This window comes from Lysinibacillus sp. NPDC093197, from assembly GCF_044754025.1.
Lineage (GTDB): Bacteria > Bacillota > Bacilli > Bacillales_A > Planococcaceae > Lysinibacillus.
In genome coordinates, this window is sequence record NZ_JBIVOH010000002.1 from 821925 (window position 1) to 840447 (window position 18523).

The 18523-nt window shown below is 35.1% G+C and carries 19 protein-coding genes; 5 read left to right on the forward strand and 14 right to left on the reverse strand.

The window, feature by feature from the left end:
- Nucleotides 1-142: 142 nt before the first annotated feature.
- Nucleotides 143-1147 carry a nucleoid-associated protein gene (locus tag ACIP9G_RS09945; RefSeq protein WP_401019037.1) on the forward strand — a complete coding sequence of 335 codons (1005 nt, stop codon included), beginning with the start codon at nucleotides 143-145 and terminating at the stop codon, nucleotides 1145-1147.
- Between the two features lie 41 nt (nucleotides 1148-1188).
- Entirely contained in the window at nucleotides 1189-1641 is a 453-nt protein-coding gene (locus tag ACIP9G_RS09950) for a hypothetical protein (protein WP_401019038.1), read from the forward strand.
- A 124-nt stretch (nucleotides 1642-1765) separates the two neighbouring features.
- On the opposite strand, the gene ACIP9G_RS09955 is transcribed toward ACIP9G_RS09950, so the two are convergent.
- The 7 genes from ACIP9G_RS09955 to ACIP9G_RS09985 form a co-directional block, all read right to left on the reverse strand.
- On the reverse strand, nucleotides 1766-2239 hold the full coding sequence (locus ACIP9G_RS09955) for a DinB family protein (protein ID WP_401019040.1): 474 nt from the start codon (nucleotides 2237-2239) through the stop codon (nucleotides 1766-1768).
- 127 nt (nucleotides 2240-2366) lie between these two features.
- Nucleotides 2367-3617 carry a DUF4179 domain-containing protein gene (locus ACIP9G_RS09960; RefSeq protein WP_401019041.1) on the reverse strand — a complete coding sequence of 417 codons (1251 nt, stop codon included), beginning with the start codon at nucleotides 3615-3617 and terminating at the stop codon, nucleotides 2367-2369.
- Complete coding sequence (locus ACIP9G_RS09965) at nucleotides 3614-4114, reverse strand: sigma-70 family RNA polymerase sigma factor (protein ID WP_401019042.1); 501 nt, start codon at nucleotides 4112-4114, stop codon at nucleotides 3614-3616. Before ACIP9G_RS09965 ends, ACIP9G_RS09960 begins: the two co-directional genes overlap by 4 nt.
- 146 nt (nucleotides 4115-4260) lie before the next feature.
- Nucleotides 4261-5304, reverse strand: coding sequence for a threonine aldolase family protein (locus tag ACIP9G_RS09970; protein ID WP_401019044.1), 1044 nt, complete (start codon nucleotides 5302-5304; stop codon nucleotides 4261-4263).
- A 1-nt stretch (nucleotide 5305) separates the two neighbouring features.
- Nucleotides 5306-5749, reverse strand: coding sequence for a MarR family winged helix-turn-helix transcriptional regulator (locus ACIP9G_RS09975; RefSeq protein WP_401019046.1), 444 nt, complete (start codon nucleotides 5747-5749; stop codon nucleotides 5306-5308).
- 122 nt (nucleotides 5750-5871) lie between these two features.
- Complete coding sequence (locus tag ACIP9G_RS09980; protein WP_401019047.1) at nucleotides 5872-6423, reverse strand: GNAT family N-acetyltransferase; 552 nt, start codon at nucleotides 6421-6423, stop codon at nucleotides 5872-5874.
- A 158-nt stretch (nucleotides 6424-6581) separates the two neighbouring features.
- Nucleotides 6582-9689: an MMPL family transporter gene (locus ACIP9G_RS09985; protein ID WP_401019048.1), complete on the reverse strand. Its 3108-nt coding sequence runs from the start codon at nucleotides 9687-9689 to the stop codon at nucleotides 6582-6584.
- Nucleotides 9690-9903: 214 nt separating this feature from the next.
- On the opposite strand from ACIP9G_RS09985, the gene ACIP9G_RS09990 reads away from it, so the two are divergent.
- On the forward strand, nucleotides 9904-10485 hold the full coding sequence (locus tag ACIP9G_RS09990) for a TetR/AcrR family transcriptional regulator (protein WP_401019049.1): 582 nt from the start codon (nucleotides 9904-9906) through the stop codon (nucleotides 10483-10485).
- A 152-nt stretch (nucleotides 10486-10637) separates the two neighbouring features.
- On the opposite strand, the gene ACIP9G_RS09995 is transcribed toward ACIP9G_RS09990, so the two are convergent.
- Together ACIP9G_RS09995 and ACIP9G_RS10000 are read right to left on the reverse strand one after the other, a co-directional pair.
- Complete coding sequence (locus ACIP9G_RS09995) at nucleotides 10638-11024, reverse strand: DUF5071 domain-containing protein (RefSeq protein ID WP_401019050.1); 387 nt, start codon at nucleotides 11022-11024, stop codon at nucleotides 10638-10640.
- A gap of 83 nt (nucleotides 11025-11107) precedes the next feature.
- Nucleotides 11108-11983 carry a LysR family transcriptional regulator gene (locus ACIP9G_RS10000; RefSeq protein WP_401019051.1) on the reverse strand — a complete coding sequence of 292 codons (876 nt, stop codon included), beginning with the start codon at nucleotides 11981-11983 and terminating at the stop codon, nucleotides 11108-11110.
- Nucleotides 11984-12106: 123 nt separating this feature from the next.
- On the opposite strand from ACIP9G_RS10000, the gene ACIP9G_RS10005 reads away from it, so the two are divergent.
- On the forward strand, nucleotides 12107-12805 hold the full coding sequence (locus ACIP9G_RS10005; protein WP_401019090.1) for a YczE/YyaS/YitT family protein: 699 nt from the start codon (nucleotides 12107-12109) through the stop codon (nucleotides 12803-12805).
- Between the two features lie 153 nt (nucleotides 12806-12958).
- Here ACIP9G_RS10005 and ACIP9G_RS10010 read toward each other — a convergent pair whose 3' ends face one another.
- The gene (locus ACIP9G_RS10010; RefSeq protein WP_401019052.1) at nucleotides 12959-13873 is read right to left on the reverse strand and encodes a DMT family transporter; all 915 of its coding nucleotides are present in this window, start codon (nucleotides 13871-13873) and stop codon (nucleotides 12959-12961) included.
- A 28-nt stretch (nucleotides 13874-13901) separates the two neighbouring features.
- Nucleotides 13902-14414, reverse strand: coding sequence for a GNAT family N-acetyltransferase (locus tag ACIP9G_RS10015; protein WP_401019054.1), 513 nt, complete (start codon nucleotides 14412-14414; stop codon nucleotides 13902-13904).
- A gap of 139 nt (nucleotides 14415-14553) precedes the next feature.
- Between ACIP9G_RS10015 and ACIP9G_RS10020 the strand changes: the two genes are divergently transcribed.
- Entirely contained in the window at nucleotides 14554-15474 is a 921-nt protein-coding gene (locus ACIP9G_RS10020) for a LysR family transcriptional regulator (protein ID WP_340825644.1), read from the forward strand.
- Nucleotides 15475-15610: 136 nt separating this feature from the next.
- Here ACIP9G_RS10020 and ACIP9G_RS10025 read toward each other — a convergent pair whose 3' ends face one another.
- The 3 genes from ACIP9G_RS10025 to ACIP9G_RS10035 form a co-directional block, all read right to left on the reverse strand.
- Entirely contained in the window at nucleotides 15611-16603 is a 993-nt protein-coding gene (locus ACIP9G_RS10025) for a zinc-dependent alcohol dehydrogenase family protein (protein WP_401019055.1), read from the reverse strand.
- 99 nt (nucleotides 16604-16702) lie between these two features.
- Nucleotides 16703-17614: an EamA family transporter gene (locus ACIP9G_RS10030; RefSeq protein WP_401019057.1), complete on the reverse strand. Its 912-nt coding sequence runs from the start codon at nucleotides 17612-17614 to the stop codon at nucleotides 16703-16705.
- A 318-nt stretch (nucleotides 17615-17932) separates the two neighbouring features.
- Nucleotides 17933-18439 carry an RrF2 family transcriptional regulator gene (locus tag ACIP9G_RS10035; RefSeq protein ID WP_401019058.1) on the reverse strand — a complete coding sequence of 169 codons (507 nt, stop codon included), beginning with the start codon at nucleotides 18437-18439 and terminating at the stop codon, nucleotides 17933-17935.
- Nucleotides 18440-18523 lie beyond the last annotated feature (84 nt).

Here is an 18523-nt window from a genome sequence, read left to right on the forward strand (position 1 = left end):
TGTAGCCCTCCACTTCCTCAAGATAAAATAGCAATACACACCACACCAACTCCTGGTCTATCAACATATAAAATCCATGTCATTATTACTCGGGGTATGCTATGGTAAATTATCGAAACAATTATATTAAAGGTGGATAATTATGTTAGAAGTAAGTGAAAGTAAGTTAGCACAATATGTTGTACATTATGTAAGCGAAACCCTTGTTTTAGGAGAGGAAGCATTTTCTCAACCTGAGGTCATGCTAGAAGCAGCGTTTACACAATTAGCATTTAACAAACTAGACTTTGAGCAGCAATATGAATTTTTTCATGAATCAAATATTGGATTAAATGAAGTGTATACGTACGTGAAAGCCATTTTTGATGAGGAAGCTAGTTTCCTTGAACAGTCCAAACATATTGCCACGCACTTACATAGTGCATCTGGTCATCCAAATATTAAAAGCGGCGAGTTATTTATTGGACTATTTGACAATTGTTTTATGTCGACAGAGGTAAAGAAAGTTATTGCCATTGTCAAAATTGAAGAAAAAGAAATGTTTTTAGATGTAAAAAATGAACAAAATAAAGTGACTGTCAATGGCATCGACGGCATTAATGTAAAGAAAATCAATAATATGGCCGTCATTGTAGATATGGGGGCAGACGAAGCGCCAGTTGTCTTTATGAAAACGAAAAAGAAAGAAGATGTCGTTTACTGGCAAGAACGTTTTTTGAAAGTTAAAGTAGCTGATGAACATTATCATAAAACAAACTTAGCATTAACTGAATGTAAAAAATTTATTTTAAAAGAAGAGAGTTTCTCCAATCCCGAAAAGTTGGGTCTTTTAAACAAAACGCTCGATTATTTCCGTAGTGAAGAAGAATTCCAAGTAAACGACTATATTGAAACTGTATTTGAAGCAGCTGATTCAACGCAAAAAGATATTATCGTCAATTCAGTCAAGCCCTACGAAACTGTAATTTCCGAAAGTGCCATTGCAAAAGCTGAGAAAAGCTATAAACGTAAAATCAAACTGGATTCCGCAATTGAAATTCAAGTGAACGTCCGTGATATTGAGCAAATGGATGAGCTAATTGAAGTTGGCTTTGATGAGGAAACGAATCGCAAATTTTATAAAATCTATTTTAATGAAGAAGTATAATCCGAAATAAGAGTCTGAGACAAAAGAGGAAAAGTGTAAGATTGACTGCAATCAATCTTACACTTTTTGTATTGCTGTTAATGTCCGTTACAGCGGGTTTACTGGCGATTCATGGACTATTAGTGGCGATTTCCCTTGATTTCCTGGCGATTCACCAGCTTTTAGTGGCGGTTTCTCCTGCCTTACCGGCGTTTCATGGACTTCTATCGGCGGTTTCTCCTGCTTTACCAGCGTTTCATGAACTTCTTTCGGCGATTTCTCCTGCTTTACCGGCGGTTCATGAACTTCTATCGGCGATTTCTCCTGCCTTACCGGCGATTCACGGACTTCTATCGGCGGTTTCTCCTGCTTTACCGGCGGTTCATGAACTTCTATCGGCGGGTTTCTCCTGCCTTACCGGCGATTCTGGAACTTCTATCGGCGGTTTCTCCTGCCTTACCGGCGATTCACGGACTTCTATCGGCGATTTCCCCTGCCTTACCGGCGGTTCATGAACTTCTATCGGCGATTTCTCCTGTTTTACCGGCGATTCATGAACTTCTATCGGCGATTTCTCCTGCCTTATCGGCGGTTCAGGAACTTCTATCGGCGATTTCTCCTGCTTTATCGGCGATTTACTTACCGCTGCCAGCTCTTTTGCATCTTCCGTATATACATAATTTGACCAATATGGTAGGCATTATGCGTTGTCACATTCCCCACTACTTGCCACCAATTTGCATTAAAATACCCTCTTACTTCGCTTTCAAGCTGTTGTTCTGATAATAATTCTTGCCAATATAAAAGGACTGTTAATAGCTGTTGCTGAAGTTCAACGAATGTTTTATTTTCTGAAATGGTAAACGTACTGTCATTACTCCCTACCGCCTGAACTGCATGTATACTATTTTCTTTATATCTCGTTTGCCACGTTTCATTCCAATAAAGTAAATGCTGTACAATTTCAGCAATACTATTACTTTCCTCACTTACCTTCCAAGAAGCTTCCTCCTCTGTCAGATTTTTAACAGCCTCTGTCAAAGGGACGTACCAGCTTGGATCGTTTGCATTCGCTAACAACTGATCGGATAAAACATCTTTTAGGTGAAACATTTACCCAACTCCTTCTTTTCCTTAATGTTAATCATTCGCTTCGAGATGGGAATCCCCTCTTTCTAAAGATCAACCGAAGTCAAAAAGATGCTCAAAAAGGATCGCCTCCCTTTTGAACATCTGAACTTTATTTCATTGGAATTTTCAATTCAATATTTTCTCCAATAGGATTGTAGAAATAGACTATCTTTATTTTGGCTTTACCATCGTAGTTTTTAAAGGTTTCCGTTGAGTATAGATGTTCATCATCATCTGAGTACGAGCCCCTTGCAAATTCTAACACTGTGCCATCTGCTTTTATAGCATTCGAAAAAAACGAATGGCTCCTCATGAGATTATCCCATTTCTTTGCAGCAGTTTTTAAGCTTTGTCCCTCTACAGCTATATCCCAATCTAAATAATCTGGTTTTGATATTATTTCCTGTGTAGCAAAATCAACTTCGATAAAATCTTCACCCTTTGGCACTGCTTGAACAGCACCAATCATCAACGTCAATTCCTGTGGATCATTAAAATAATTACTTTGCAAATATACCGTGAATTTTCCATTGGCATTATAATATGTTGATGAGCGATTTCTAAGTGTTTTTCTACGCTCACCACTTTCCGTTTCGACTGCAATATCATCCAGTGCTAATATTTGCATTGTATTGTCTTCGTCTACTTCAATATCGAGTGCCATTTTTAATGGTGACTGGCGAATTTGTGTCACCGTAAATTTCTGACCAGCGACATCAACTGTACGATTCGCAGTAAATACTTTCTCCTTGGCGATATCATTTTGTAAAGTAAACGGAATCGTCATTTCAATATTCCCTTTTTCTTTATCATTAAAGTGAAAAATTGCTTTAAAATCCTTTGAAGTATAGGCGATAGGCTCTAAAAAACTAAAATCGACTGAAGATGAGATGTTTGTTTGATTACTTGCATTATGAGTAAAAGAACAACCGCATTCAATTTCATCCTCTCCTTGGAACAATTGCACTTTCTCCAAAAATAATTCAAATGGCGCATCCGCATCATAGTAAAGGACAAATCCCGAATAATCTGCTATAACCCCTTGCAATGTAAGCGATAAGCCATCTTTATTTTGCGTCACATTGATTTCTTCATAGTAATGATTATCCACAATATCTTTTATCCCTTTATCTCTTCCTACCGCTAATACAATAGCCTCGAGACCAGGTATTTTTGCAACATAGCTTGCAATTGTTGGCGATACGCGAATTGAAAATAAAAGACTTAAACAACACAAAAATACGATTGCAACCGAAGCAATTCGCTTCTTTGTTCTTTTTTCTCGCCTCACTTTACTCAATGCATTAACCCGAATTTGTTGAAGTTTGTCCTTTGGAACGTCAATCGGTAGTTTACTCATAGCCAGTCCTCCTTTTCTCTTGCGAAGGTTCTAAGTTTTTTTAGAATGTGATGAAGCTTAGACTTTACAGTACCCTCAGGAATATGATTGAGTTCGGCAATTTCTTTATTTTTTAGTTGCTGAAAATATTTCATATAGACGAGTTGCTGCTCTGATAAGGTTAATTGCTCTAACAATTTCTCAATATCTGAGTAAATGGCCCATTCAAATAAGTGATATTCTTCAATTTGAACGGTTTGTTGGCGTTTACGTAAATGATCTTTACAACAATTGATTAAGACACGCACGAGCCATGTTCTGGCATATTCGTGCTGTTGAACGGTATGCATTTTTTTAAGTGCCTTATAAACTAGCTCCTGCATTACGTCTAAAGCGTCTTGCTCATTTTTCATATATGTAAAAGACATGCGATATAAAATATCTTCATCCATTTCAATAAGAGAAAGTATCGCTTGATGATCCCCACATATAGCACGTTGTGTGATTTCAAATTCCATCCTTTTCGCCTCCTTCCTTCATTAGACTGTAAAATACTTCATTTCGTTCAAAAATTTTAAAATATTTATTATGTAAGAAATCATAAACTATTTGATAAATAAAAAAATCCATTTCAAAAAGTCTTTAAAATGGATTCCTCTATAACTTAGCTATATTTTAATTTCCTAATATCCTCAATTAGTATTTCTACATCTTCCTTTTTAGTTGCCCAGCTAGTACAAAATCTTACAACACTTTGCGTAGCATCGAACTGTTCCCAAAAGGAAAATGAATAGTTCTTACCTAATTTAGTTAACACATCATTTGGTAAAATAGGAAACTGTTGATTTGTTTTCGAATCATATCTTAATGAATAACCTTCTTCAACAAATGCCTCTCGGATCATCATCGCCAGTTCCACAGCATGATTAGAAATCTCATAGTATAAGCCATCTTCAAACAATGTTTCAAACTGGATTCCTAACAGTCTCCCCTTAGCGAGCATTCCTCCATTTTGTTTGATAAAATAGCGAAAATCCTTTTTAAGATTATCATTTATGATGACTACTGCTTCCCCAAACATTGCACCTACTTTCGTTCCACCGATATAGAACACATCACAAAGTCTAGCGATATCTTCTAAGGATAAATCGCTATCTTTGGACACAAGACCATATCCTAATCGAGCTCCATCCATAACCAATGGCAAACTACATTGTCGGCAAACTTTGCTTAACTCCTCTAATTCGGATTTACTGTAAGTCGTCCCATTCTCGCTAGGATGAGATATGTAAACTAAGCCTGGCTGAACCATATGTTCATGCGTGACATCATTCCAATGCGCATCATATAATTCTTTTACTTGTTGTGCTGTAATTTTGCCATCATCACTCGGTAAAGTAAGTACTTTATGACCTGTGGCTTCAATTGCGCCTGTTTCATGTACAGCAATATGACCTGTAATAGCAGCAACTGCACCTTGATGTGGACGCAAAATGGACGCGATAATTGTCGTATTCGTTTGAGTTCCTCCAACTAAGAAGTGCACATCTGCATTGTCTGCACCACACGCTTTTCGAATGTAAGATCTGGCTTTATCACAATGTTCATCCATTCCATAACCAGGTGTCTGCTCTTCATTCGTTTCGATTAGTCGGTTCAGAATTTGCTTATGAGCACCTTCTGCATAATCACTTTCAAAACGTATCATTTTATATTTCCTCCAACATATTTAATTTCTTTTGAATCATTAACATAGAGGCATGTATTTCGTTAATCTCCATTGGTGACAAACCTTGCAGTAATTTCACGATTTGTTCATCAGATTTCTCATTGAGTTGATCAAATAAAGCAAGCCCTTTAGGTGTCAATCGAATCAATTTTGTTCTGTTATCCAGTATCGATGATTCTTTACTAATTAGTCCATCATTACTAAGCTTAGTAATGATTCTGCTCATGTAACTACGATCAATATTTAGATTTTCAACTAAATTGTTTGAAATACACTGTTCCAACAAACCAATCTCAACAATTACTCGTGCCTCTGTAAAAGAATAACCGGTATCCAAAACATGTTTATCTAATAACCCAAGTAAATTCGTATAAAACCGATTGAATTGCCGTATATCAGCGATAATATTATCATTTACGTTCATATTCGCATTCCTTTATTTGTGGACTATGTCAACAAATATTAATGAATTTAGTGGACAATGTCAACATTTTTTGAAGTAATAAGGTATCATTTGTTCAATAAAAAAAGAGCTGCTTATGCAACTCAATGATTTGCGTTTATAAAGTAGACTAGGTGATCAGTCCATTTGTCGTTCTCGTAGATGAAACCTTTCCTTGTACATTCATAGACCATTCCAACACTTTCTGCCAATTTTATAGACGGTATATTATCAATATTTATGTGAGCTTCTATTCGATGATAATTTAATTTTTCAAACGCTAAATCAATCGCTGCTTTTACAGCCTCTTTACCATAACCTTGTCTCCAAAATTGGTTATGGATCGTATAACCGAATCTAGCCCATTGAAATTCTCTCCTCATAATTGTCGAAAAGTCTATAAAGCCAATATGAGTATTATCGACTTTTCTAAACACACCAAATATATATACTTTGTCATCAACAGCCAGTTGAAAATGTTCTGTAACTAAATCATGAAACCATTCTTTCGTACAAATACTCATATCTATTTTACCTTCATCGTATTTATGCTGAGAAGGTAAACGATTTTCATATTGGGAAAGCCAAGTAGAATAATCTTCCTCTTCTATTAATCGAATAACTAATCTTTCTGTTTCGGTTTTTATCTTATTCAATCAAACACCTCACTCCTTATTTATAAAATTCTCCACTTTCCATAAATACCCTTCCTCCCAAACCTTCACCTGTTGTCGCCAAAATAAGGACCTCACGATAGTGAAGTCCATTAATATACTATTTAAAAACCGAATTTCATATAATAGTTATTTCTACGTTACTCCTTCTTTCGGCCAATTCTAGAAATAAGATCCACTGCCCCTAACAACGATGGTATTAAAATCGGCAACATTATAAAGCTTAGTAAGAAAAGACCGAGTATAACAGTCATGGCTACTTCTATAAGCGTAATGACCCCTGAAGGAATCAATGCCGCAAATGTACCTCCTAGAATAATAGCTGCTGAAATCACAACACCACCGATATGCCGTGCTGCATTGACAATCGCTTCTGTAGAATGACCTCCCGACTCTTTATAACGCATCATTAAGAAAATACTGTAGTCAACGCCTAACGCTACAATCATGATGAAACTAAAGAACGGTACATTCCATCCTAGCTCACTTACATTTAATAATTGGCCACTTATTAACTCACTCATTCCAAGTGAAGTAAAATATGCTAATACTAATGATGCTATAATAAAAATTGGTTTCAAAACTGAACGAGTAATGATGATTAGAATAATCCCAATCCCAATTAGCATAATAGTTGCTGTTCGGGTGAAATCCCCACTCGCAATCTCTTCAAGATCTACATTTTGAGATGTTTTTCCTCCGATTGCTACCTTCACATTACTTAGCTCACCATTTTTGATAAAAGCCTGCACTTCGTTGTCTACTCGCTTAATAATTGTCATTGCTTCTTTTGAATATGGATTAACGTCTAATATGATACCGATTTTAGCAATTTTTCGATTATCAGACATATACATATTCAACGATTTTTGAAACTCATCACTTTCTAAAACTTCTTGCGGAATATAGAATTTCTCAGAAGCATTTGATTCACTAAGACCCGATAAATAATCTCGGGCATCGGTTAAACCTGTGCTAATTTCATTTAAGCCTTCCGTACTTTCTGTTAATCCCGATTGTAAAGATTGCATTTTATCTGCTAAATCAGTTAGACCTGTAAGTAGTTGTTCTTGCCCCTCATTAATAGTCGTCAAACCTGACTCAAGGGCAGGTGTTTGACTTCCAATTTGTCTGGAACCGTCAGCAGCTGATTGCAATCCTTGCTTTAAGCTCGATGAACCTTCATATAGTTGATTCACACCAGTTTGTAATTGTGAGAAACCACTGCTTACTTTGGCAAGTGAAGCATTTGCTTCTCCAAATGAATTCATTACCTCATTATGCTGTGCTCTCAATGCTTGTAGTTCCTCTGATAATTGTCCTAGCTGCCGCTTTCCAGCTGAAGCAATCTCAAGTGTCGTTTGTACATTCACATCATTAGACAACTCTGGTTTTGATTGTACTAAAGCGTTCATTAACGCTTCAATTTGTTCAAAGCCATTTTGGGCATTTTCAATGGCTTGACTAATGTTTGAAAAATAGGTGTTATATGAGGTTAAACCCTTTTCGATTTCCGTATAACCATTCAATACTTGTGACATCGACACCGATAAAATATTCATATTTTCTTTTACAGATGCTAAACCATTTTCTAAATCTTGAGCACCACTTGCGCCAGCACCTACACCGTTCGATAATTGATTTACGGCATTCCCTAAACTAGAAACACCTTTTTTCACTTCATTTGTTCCATTAATTAATTTTTGGATATTTTGTACACTACTTGTGTCTGTTTGGTTGAAATGTTGCTCGGCTGAGGCCAACCCAGTATTTATTTTATCAACACCGTCATTCGCATCGCCTAGACCATTATTTAATGCTTTTGTTTGCTCAGAAATATATAAGTCATCTATTTTTTCTCCTGTTGGACGAGTTACAGTCATTACTTCAGATACACCGTCGACCCGTGATATTTGTTCAGCCAGTTCATCTAATGCTTGTAATGATTTTGCATTATCCAATGCATCCTCGGACTGAATAACAAGGCTAGCTGGTGAAGAAAATCCAGAAGGATAGTGCGCTTCAATAACATTGATTCCTTGCTTAGAAGCAAAACTATCATCTACTTCCAACAAATCATTGTAACTTAGCGCATTACTATAATTAATGACAAATGGAACACACAGGATAGCTATAAAGACTAGAACTAGTAAAGGTCTTAAAACAGACGTCTTAGCTAAATATCCCCAGATTTTACTATCACTATGTCCATTAAACGTTTTAACCGGCCAAAACATCTTCTTCCCTAGTAATGCCATAAAAAATGGATTTAAGGTCATTAAAACTAGTACAAGTACAGCTACCCCTATCGCTACAGCTGAACTTGCTTGGTATAAACTAAATTCTGCTAAAAGAAGGGTCATAAAACCAATAAACACTGCAAGTGCACTATACAGGACGGTTTTTCCAGCAGTTTTATATGTTACTCGAACTGCTGTCCAAGTATCTTCTTGCTTCACCAGCTCTTCTTTGAATCGTGTGAATAGTAATATATTATAATCCGTTCCGATACCGAATAAGATTACGACTAAAAACACTTGCGTGAAATTAGAGAAAGGGTAATTAAACTGATTTACTAAGTGCGCAATGATTCCTAGCGATACTAAATAAGAGACTCCTACAGATATAAGGGAGATGAGCGGCACTATTGGAGATTGGAATACAAGAATGAGCACAGCAATAATAAAAATAATCGCGATTACTTCTGTTTTCTTAATGCCTTCTTGCGTTGATTGCACAAAATCTTCCATTACAAGACTGTTTCCCGTCAAATATGTGTCTACTTTCTTATTATCTACAATTTTATAAAGTTCCTTTGTTACCTCAGAAATTTCCCTATCAATTTTCTCTACTGAAAGCTGTGCTAAGATAGTAGTTTTATCTTGAGAAATGAGTTGATTAGCTGTTTGTTCATTATCTAAATGCGTTACAATATCATTAATACCAAGCTGTAATCGTTTATTTTTTAATTCATCAATTATATTTCCTACATCTTCTTTTTGTTCCTCTGTAAATGCTTTATCATTACCACTATTAAAGACAACGATAATTTGATAACTTTCTCCATTACCTTCATCCATTTGATTAAGCATATCCTCCGCTAGATTACTTTGGGCACTTTCAGGAATCGTAATTTGTCCTTTTTCTCTTACCAATTGATCTAAATTCGGCATCGTCGCAACAATAATAACTGTAACTGCTATCCATATAACGAACGAAGCTAATCGCCAATTCACTACTTTCTTCATGATTATCTCTCTCACTTTCAGTTCACTAAATAAAGGTTTATTTTGTTTTTTTTAAGTCATCACAAAATCGTACAAGTGTATACTTTTGATTATAGATACAGTATACTTAGCCTCATAAATGGGAGCAATGTTCAATTTTCGCCTATATGTACAACTTTGAACATTTCCTTATAATAATGTTCAACTTTTAAAAAAATTTTAGGAGAGAAAATAAATGAGTGGGAAAGCAGAATACAAAAGCGCTATTCGATCAAGAAAAATGATTAGGCACGCATTTATTGAATTAGTGTTGGAAAAGGATTTTGAAAAGATAACTGTTAAAAATATTGTAGAAAAAGCTGAAATAAGTAGAGGGACATTTTATGCCCATTACGCGGATATCTTAGCTGTCATCGAAGAAATTGAAAATGAAATCATGGGGAAAATGTTGGAGTATCTCAATGATTTTAGAGCCATCGAATTAATTCAAAATCCTATGCCATTTTTACTTAAAATGAACGACTTTTTACAGCAAGATATTGAATTTTATCGAAAGTTAGTTTTTGTACAACAGGCACCTTGCTTTGTAGTGAAACTAAAAGACGTTCTTGTAGAGAAAATAATGAGTTATAAAGAAACAATTCAATCCGAACAAGAACGTCAAGAATTTATGTTACGTGTTCATTTTTTAGTAGGTGGGCAAATGTCGGTGTATCAGGACTGGTTAGCAGGAAAAATCGTCTGTTCTTTAAAAGAGCTAACAGAGTCTGTTAGCGAAATTATGATTCAGGGCTTTCAAACTTATACTTTGAAATAAAATGCTATACATATCAGGAAAGAAGCTGTGAGTGCAGCTTCTTTTAAGTTGTATTAGCAACTTGAGATTTATTTGGATTAAATCCATTAAAGTCGTCGAATTTCCAATTTATGTTTATCTTTTTGTAGTGGTAATTCTCATCGGGTCATTTTTCAAAGCGTTGCTAAAATTTCCTTTGCAATTTCATCAAGTTCTTCTGCAAGCTCAACTTCTGTAGGGGTTTCGGCCACCCTCGTTAAATATTCTTTAAACTGCTCTCTTGACTCTAATGGCAATTCAATAACTAAAAAGTGAAGAATAAACCACTTCCAGTTATCATCATCTGAAGATAAAACAGCATGTACATGGGGGACAATTTCTTTAGGGAAAGTTAACAGAATTTCCAATATACCGGGTGCAACTGGCCAGTTCATATCCTGCGTAAATACGAGTAGCTCAGGCAATAAAGACACTAGTATATTGCTATCCAGTTTTTTAATTTCTTCAACCTTATCGACATCATGTTTATTTCTTGGGAGGAAAACTTCAAACTCTTCCAAATTCAGCACTCCTTCGGTTCTTGTACATAGCAATTATTATTGCACTCGGCTACACCGTTAACTGGGAGCTATAACGCAGTTAATTAATCAACCATTTCCCAAAATTGAGAGGCCGCTTTGGAAACTTGTTGGCCCTTTAATTTAACTAATACAGGCTCTAGATGAAAATCAAATTGTTTCAATTCAAAAAGCGTTGTATGTTCTAAAAATGGTGATGTGTAATCCATTCTTGGAATAACGGATAATCCTAATCCTCTACTAACAAGCGCCTCAACCATCCTCAAATCTTTACACTCAATAATGATATTTGGCTTAACCTGATGTTCATCAAACACTTTGAAGAGGTCTTCATGAAAGGAGAGGCCTTCCATTGATCCTAGCATTATGAATGGAAACTGGGCAATCTGTTCAATCGTCACATGCTGTGCTGAAAAAGATGTTGCCCAACTTTTAGGGATAATCACAGCGGTTGGATGTTCTTTTAATTTTTTCATCTCATACTGTTCGTTATTGCCCAAGCGTAAAAGTAAGGCAACATCAATCTCTCTTTGCTCGAGTCTTTTTAATAATTCTTCTGAATTCCCTGTTACTATATTCATCTTAACATTCGGATATTGTGTTCTAAACATACTGACATAGTCAATAAGCATGTTCGAACATGAAGATGATACACCAATACTTACTGTTCCTCCTATACCTTGTTCAATTTCTTGAATTCTCTGCTTTACATCTTGCATTTGCATTAGCATTTGATTGGCATATTGATATAGTATTTCACCTGTTTCTGTCAGCTCCCATTTTTGACGATACCGATGAATTAATGTTGTGCCTAAATCATTTTCAAGCTTTTTTAACAACTGACTAAGCGGTGGTTGCGCAATATGTAGCACTTCTGCTGCTTTCGAAATACTTCCTTGTTTCACAATTTCTTTGAAGTAATATAGTTGTCGAAAATCCATTTCATCTCTCCGTTATATGTTTTTTAATATGATTAGTTTATCATATATATATTTTTCATATCTTGAATTTGGCATTATAATTCTATATATAGTGCTTATATTAAATAGGAAGTGAGAGATATGATGAATCATCAGATTAAAACCTTGAAGCGTATCATTTTGTACGTGCTCGGGTTATTTTTTATGTCGATTGGTATTAGCCTGTCGATTCAAGCAGGATTTGGCGTATCGCCTGTATCATCTTTAGCATATGCAAGTACACTAACGACTGGTTTATCGGTTGGTGTGACAATGGCACTTGCAAATGTTTTGTACATTATTATTCAAGTAATATTAAGTAAACGAATGGCGTTAACTGAATTTGCAGGTCAATTCATAATTTCGTTTTTATTTGGGTTCTTAATGGATGCAGCGCTCTCTGTTGTACAACTTTTCCCTACACCTGAAACAATCTTTACTCGAATTGTATTTTTAATTATTAGCTTATTTGTTATAGCAGTCGGCTTAATGGGCTATACAACTGCCAAACTTCCATTAATGCCGTACGATGCGTTAACTTACGCAATTAGTGGAAAATTTAAAATAAAATTTGGTAGAGCAAAAATTTCTATCGATTTAATAAATATTTGTGTGGCTGGTGGAATCTGTGTAATTTTCATTCATTCATTAGGCTCAATAGGAATCGGTACACTTATTGCCGCCTATTTTATCGGCAAAATTTTAGGTTGGATACTACCAAAATATCAACAACCTCTTCAACAATGGATATTTAAAGCAGAGAGGACTTCCCATGGATTTATACAGGAAAAGGAGAACGTGTAATTGTAGATGTACATTTAGCAAATAGGCAAAGGATGGATGCGGGAGGAAGGTCGATAAACTATGATGCCTTGAGCCCTTGTAATTATTCATTTATAAAATTAATATCCAATAGTTCAGGCACCTATAGTTTGCATCTTCACCATTTGTTTCTTATTAATTTTGAACGCTTTGATTTGCGACTATATCTTTTTTCATATCACTCTTTTTTGTATAGTATGAAAACAAAAAACATCCCCCTATTGCTATGACACTCCCTATCCCTTGTATCCAACTCATTTTTTCACCTAATAGTAGAAAAGCTAAAATGGCAGTAAATATTGGATTAAAATTTAGGAAAACGCCTGATGTTGTTGAACCTATATTGTAAACACACATATTCCAAAATAGCATACATACGACTGTTGCTAATACGCCTGTATAAAGAAGCCCACAAATGAAAGAAGTATCTATATGGGAAACAGTAAATCTAGGTATGCTTATTGGTAAAAGCATTATTAGTCCAAAAATAGCTGAGTATAAAGTAGACATTAAAGCCGAAGTTTTGGCCATAGCCCACTTACTACAAATTGTATAAATTCCCCATATACATACTGCAGCAAGCATCCACAAATCTCCTGTATTAAACTTCAATGATAACAAGTAGTCTATTTTCCCTTTTGATAGTACAAGAATGACACCACAAAAGGAAACACTCATTGCAACAATTTGTAGCATATTCAATTTCTCTTTCAAAAATATAGCTGAACAAGCAGCGATGGAAATCATATTTAAAGTTGATATTAAGCCAACATTTGTTGCAGTTGTCTGCTCTAATGCTAAAAACTGTAGAAGGTTAAATAGAACAACACCTGTTAACCCCATTAAAACTAAAGGAAGTATTGCATTTTTTGGAGGCAAAATCTTTTTTTCTTTCCACCATACAATAGGCACAAGACAAATGACAGCGATCATCCATCTCAAAGTCGTCAGGGTGATAGGTGAAGCATGTTCAACAAGCGTTTTACTAACAACAAAACTTCCTGCCCATAATAAACAAGTTGAAAGTAACAAAACATAATACTTCTTCACCTTTTATTCCCCCTTCTTCCAAACAGATTTATTCTTCTACAGGTTCTTTAGGACCTTGCAACTCTAATTGATAAAAATCTAAATCTAGCCAACTATTAAATTTAAAACCTGCTTTTTTAATAGTACCTGAATAGACAAAGCCAAAGTTTTTATGCATATCAATGCTTTTCTCATTTTGAGCATCAATTCCAGCAATTAATGTCATGTATTCTCTTTCTGTTGCAATAGCTATTAATTCTTTAAGCAATGCCTTTCCAATTCCATTTTTTCTATAGTTTTTATCTACATAAATAGAATGCTCAATCGAATATTTATAAGCTGGCCACGCTCTAAAAGGACCAAATGTCGCAAAGCCTACCACTTTTTTATCTAGCTCATATACGAGTATGGGATTTCCCTCCTGCATCTTTTGGTCATACCAACTTTGTCTATTTTCCAGAGTTTGGGGTTTATATGTGTATACAGCAGTCGTATGGAGAATTGCATCATTATAAATGTTTAAAATGTCCATTAAGTCCTTTGGCGTTGCTTCTCTTATCATGTTTTTTCTCCCTTTCTTTTTCGCTTTATTTGTAATCCTCCTTTTATATTAAATCTCTTCATTCATAAGGTAAAATTGAACTTTTTATCCCCTTGCTATAGACTAAAGTTATAGCAAGAAAAGAAGAGTGGGTGAGGAAATGACATTTCAGCAATTTCGTTATCTTGTAGAGATTGCCAAACATAATTCAATTAGTAAAGCCGCTTCAGCACTTTTCGTAACACAACCTAGTATTAGTAAATCAGTGCGTGATTTGGAAGCAGAGCTAGGGATTACAATTTTAGATCGAACGAACAAAGGGGTAGTGTTTACAAAGGAAGGAACTGAATTATTGTTTTATGCGAAAATGCTACTGGAACAAACGGAGGCTGTTAAACATCATTTTGATAAAGACAAGAAAATGGGCCTAACGAAGTTTTCTATTTCATCACAACATTATGGCTTTGCAATTGAAGCTGTTGCGAATTTAATGGAGCATTTTAAAGAACGAAAATATGAGCTGGCAGTTCGTGAAGGTAAATCTACAGACGTTATTGATGACATCTATTCAAGCAGAAGTATTATTGGTATTTTATCTGTAAGCGAATTAAATAAACACTTTTTTGACCGTCATTTCATTTCCAAAGCTTTACTATTTACTCCACTGACTTCATTGAAGCAGCACGTCTTTTTACGCAAAGAACATCCTTTAGCTCATTTTCAAACGATTACATTTGAACAATTACGAGACTATCCTTATTTAAGCTACCAGCAGGATGATATGCTTTTACATTTTGCAGAAGAAACACTCCATGTCAATAATATTGAAAAGCTAGTCTATGTAACAGATCGTGGCACGATGAATAACCTATTGTCTAATACGAATGGATATAACCTTGGAACAGGGTGCATCGTGAATAATTATATGAATCCCAACGTCATCTCGATTCCGTTAGAAGAAAGTCATCTAATTCAAGTAGGATACGTGAAGCGAAATGATGTATTTTTGCCAGAAGAGCTTCTAATATATCTCGACTTTGTAAAATTAGCATTGGAAAAATCGATGCCTAAAGAAAATTAAAACGCTCTTTCTTTTACTGAAAGAGCGCTATGATGCGTAGTAAAGCCCCAGTCAAACATTCATTAATCTAAAAAAAGAGCTGCACATGCAACTCAGTTTTTTTATAAGATAGTGCCCAGCTGTTTGAATAAAAATATCAGTAGCTTGTTAAAAATACTTTTCCATTCGTTTTTTTAGTCGATTCAACTGCGTCAATCGCCTTGTTAAAATCCGACAAGTCATACTTCGAATCGACCATTTTTAAACGTAATTTTTTTCCTTCTATTAGCTTTATCAAATGATTAAAAGTTTCTTGCCATTTACTTGTTGAGACATTTTTATTCCAATGCCGTAAATGAAATATATTCGCATTCACTTTTGCTTGATTGACAATAGCTGCCCAATTTACTTGTATCCCAGATAAAAGACCAATAGTTAAAAATTGACCATTAGGGTGGACACTGAAAGCTAATTCATTGCCATCTGTACCTCCAATAGAATCGATTGCAGCATCTGCCCCCATTCCGTTTGTTAATTCCATAACGGTTTCAATTAGAGCACTTTTTGAGGTATCAATTACAGCAGAAGCTCCAAGTTGAAGTAGTTCCTCTGTATAGTCATTATTTCTTGTCACTGCAATCAATTGAAAACCCAAAATATTAGCAAATTGCGCAATAACATGTCCAATAGCAGAACCACATGCATTCACTAATAAAACATCATTTGGTTTTAACTTTAAAACTTCCGAACAAACCACCCACGCAGTAACTGGATTGATATACATTTGGGCAGCTGTAAAATCATCAATAGAATCAGGTATAGGAACGACAAATTCTGCCGAAGTCTTTACAACCTCTTGCCATGTACCTTCCCCTCGTAAAGGTAATACTCGTTTACCAATAAGATTTTTCGAAACAAAAGGACCTACATCTTCTACAATCCCAACTCCTTCATAACCAGGAATGTTAGGTAATGAAATACGATGGGCATACGATCCTCTAATTGGAATTAAATCAGAAGGATTAATAGGTCGAACCAACATTCTTACAAGCACTTCATTATCTTTAGGTCGTTCAATCGTTTTATATTCAATTGTTAACACTTCTTTAGGACAGCCAAATTCGTTGAATTCAATATACTTTGCATCCATATTATTAAGGCTCCTTACATTTTGAAAAAGTTTGAGTACAATAGATTCTTTTAAGACCAGTCTATTTTAGCAAGTTAAGCTTGTTTCGTAGACATCGCTTTAAATTTCTGTAGTTTCATAAAGACGGGTTAGCCTCTTCTCTTTTCGTACTTCTAACACTTGTGGTATAAAAATACCTAATAAAATACAAACAATTCCAAGCCATTGCAAAGGAGAAACGACTTCATGAACAAGAGTAATAGACGCGATAACCGCCGTTGGTAGTTCGACAGCTCCTAAAATTGTTCCAAGGCCTGTCCCGACTTTTGGTATACCAGTGGAAAAACAAATGACTGGTATTACGACACCAAAGAAGCCTAGGATTAATGCATATTTCCATAATCCAGCCTGCAGTGTACCATCAATCAAGTAAGTCGGGGGGAAAACTAAGCAAACAAATAGTGTTGCACTCGTTGTCATTAGAAAGCTTTTTGAATAGATTGGTACTTCGGTGGAAACACGTCCACTTGCAAATATATAGAGAGAAAAGGTTATAGCTGCTAGTAACCCAAATATTATTCCTTTAATAGATAATTGCTGCCCTAATCCTTCAAATACCCCTCCAGCAAACAACGTTCCTACAAATAAGATAATAATCGAAATGACCTTTTCACGACTTGGAACAGTTTTATTAGCAATTGCTTCAATTAGAACACCCATCCATGTGAATTGAAATAACAACACAATAGCAATAGATGCAGGTAGTTCTTTTACAGATAGCCCGTAAAAAATACTTGTTAAACTCATTGTTATCCCAACTGCTAACAGTGATAATATATTTTTAAAAGATACTTTATGACGTGAAAAACAAATAACGAGTAATAATAGTCCAAACCAGCCAAATACATACTGTCCACCTAAAAGTTCAGGAAAGGTAAATCCGTTTGAAAATCCAACTTTTAGAATGGAAGATAGGACCCCATAGCTACAGGCACCTAATAAAACCACTAAAGAAAACTTCAATTTTTCCAAAAAAAATCCCTCCAAAAAATAAAAAATCTCGTCGTCTATAAATAGACGACGAGCGAATGAAACAGAGCTAAAACTCTACAAAATTCCGCCACTCACGAACTCATGAATGTTTGCTTATAAAATTAGGACAATTATATTCAAATATTTTCTAAGTGTCAACACTATTTGAGTTTTTTTGCACAATAGCTTTAGAATAATAATTGGTTAACAAGTTTCATTAAACTTTTATGATTAGTTAAAGGAACCATGTTTAACTAATACACTTAAGTACATTCTTAGTACTAAAGAGACCAATAAAATGCGCCTTAATTCAAAATATCAACTAGTACCTTTCTTAATAAAATATTTTCTAGAATCTTCTCTCATTTTTTCTGATAACACTGAATCGAGCTCCTGATTCAACCAATCAAGTGTCTTTTTTTGAAGAAACACACGCATTTGATTTTCTGCTTCTAACATAACCATGTTAATCGTACAAGTAGAGTTAGTTGTACATGATTGGCATTTCTCATCGTCTTGATACATCACATTATTTTTTAAAATATTTTTACATTGAAAAATTGGTTTGATACCTTCAACTGCCCTAATAACATCCCAAAAAGATATATTACTTGCTTCCTTTGCTAGTTTATAACCCCCATTCACCCCTGGAACAGAGATTACAATGCCAGCCTTTGATAACTTACTGAAAACTTTCGATAAATAGGTTTCTGATAACCCTTGAAATTCTGCTAAATCTTTAATTCCAATCGTTTCATCAGAAGGTATATCGATCAAATACACCAAACTGTGTAAAGCATATTCCACCATTACACTATATTTCATATTTATTCACCTACTCCTATAAGAAGATATTTTAATATTTCACATAGAAAAAAACAATAAGTCCACATCATTGACGGAAAAAGA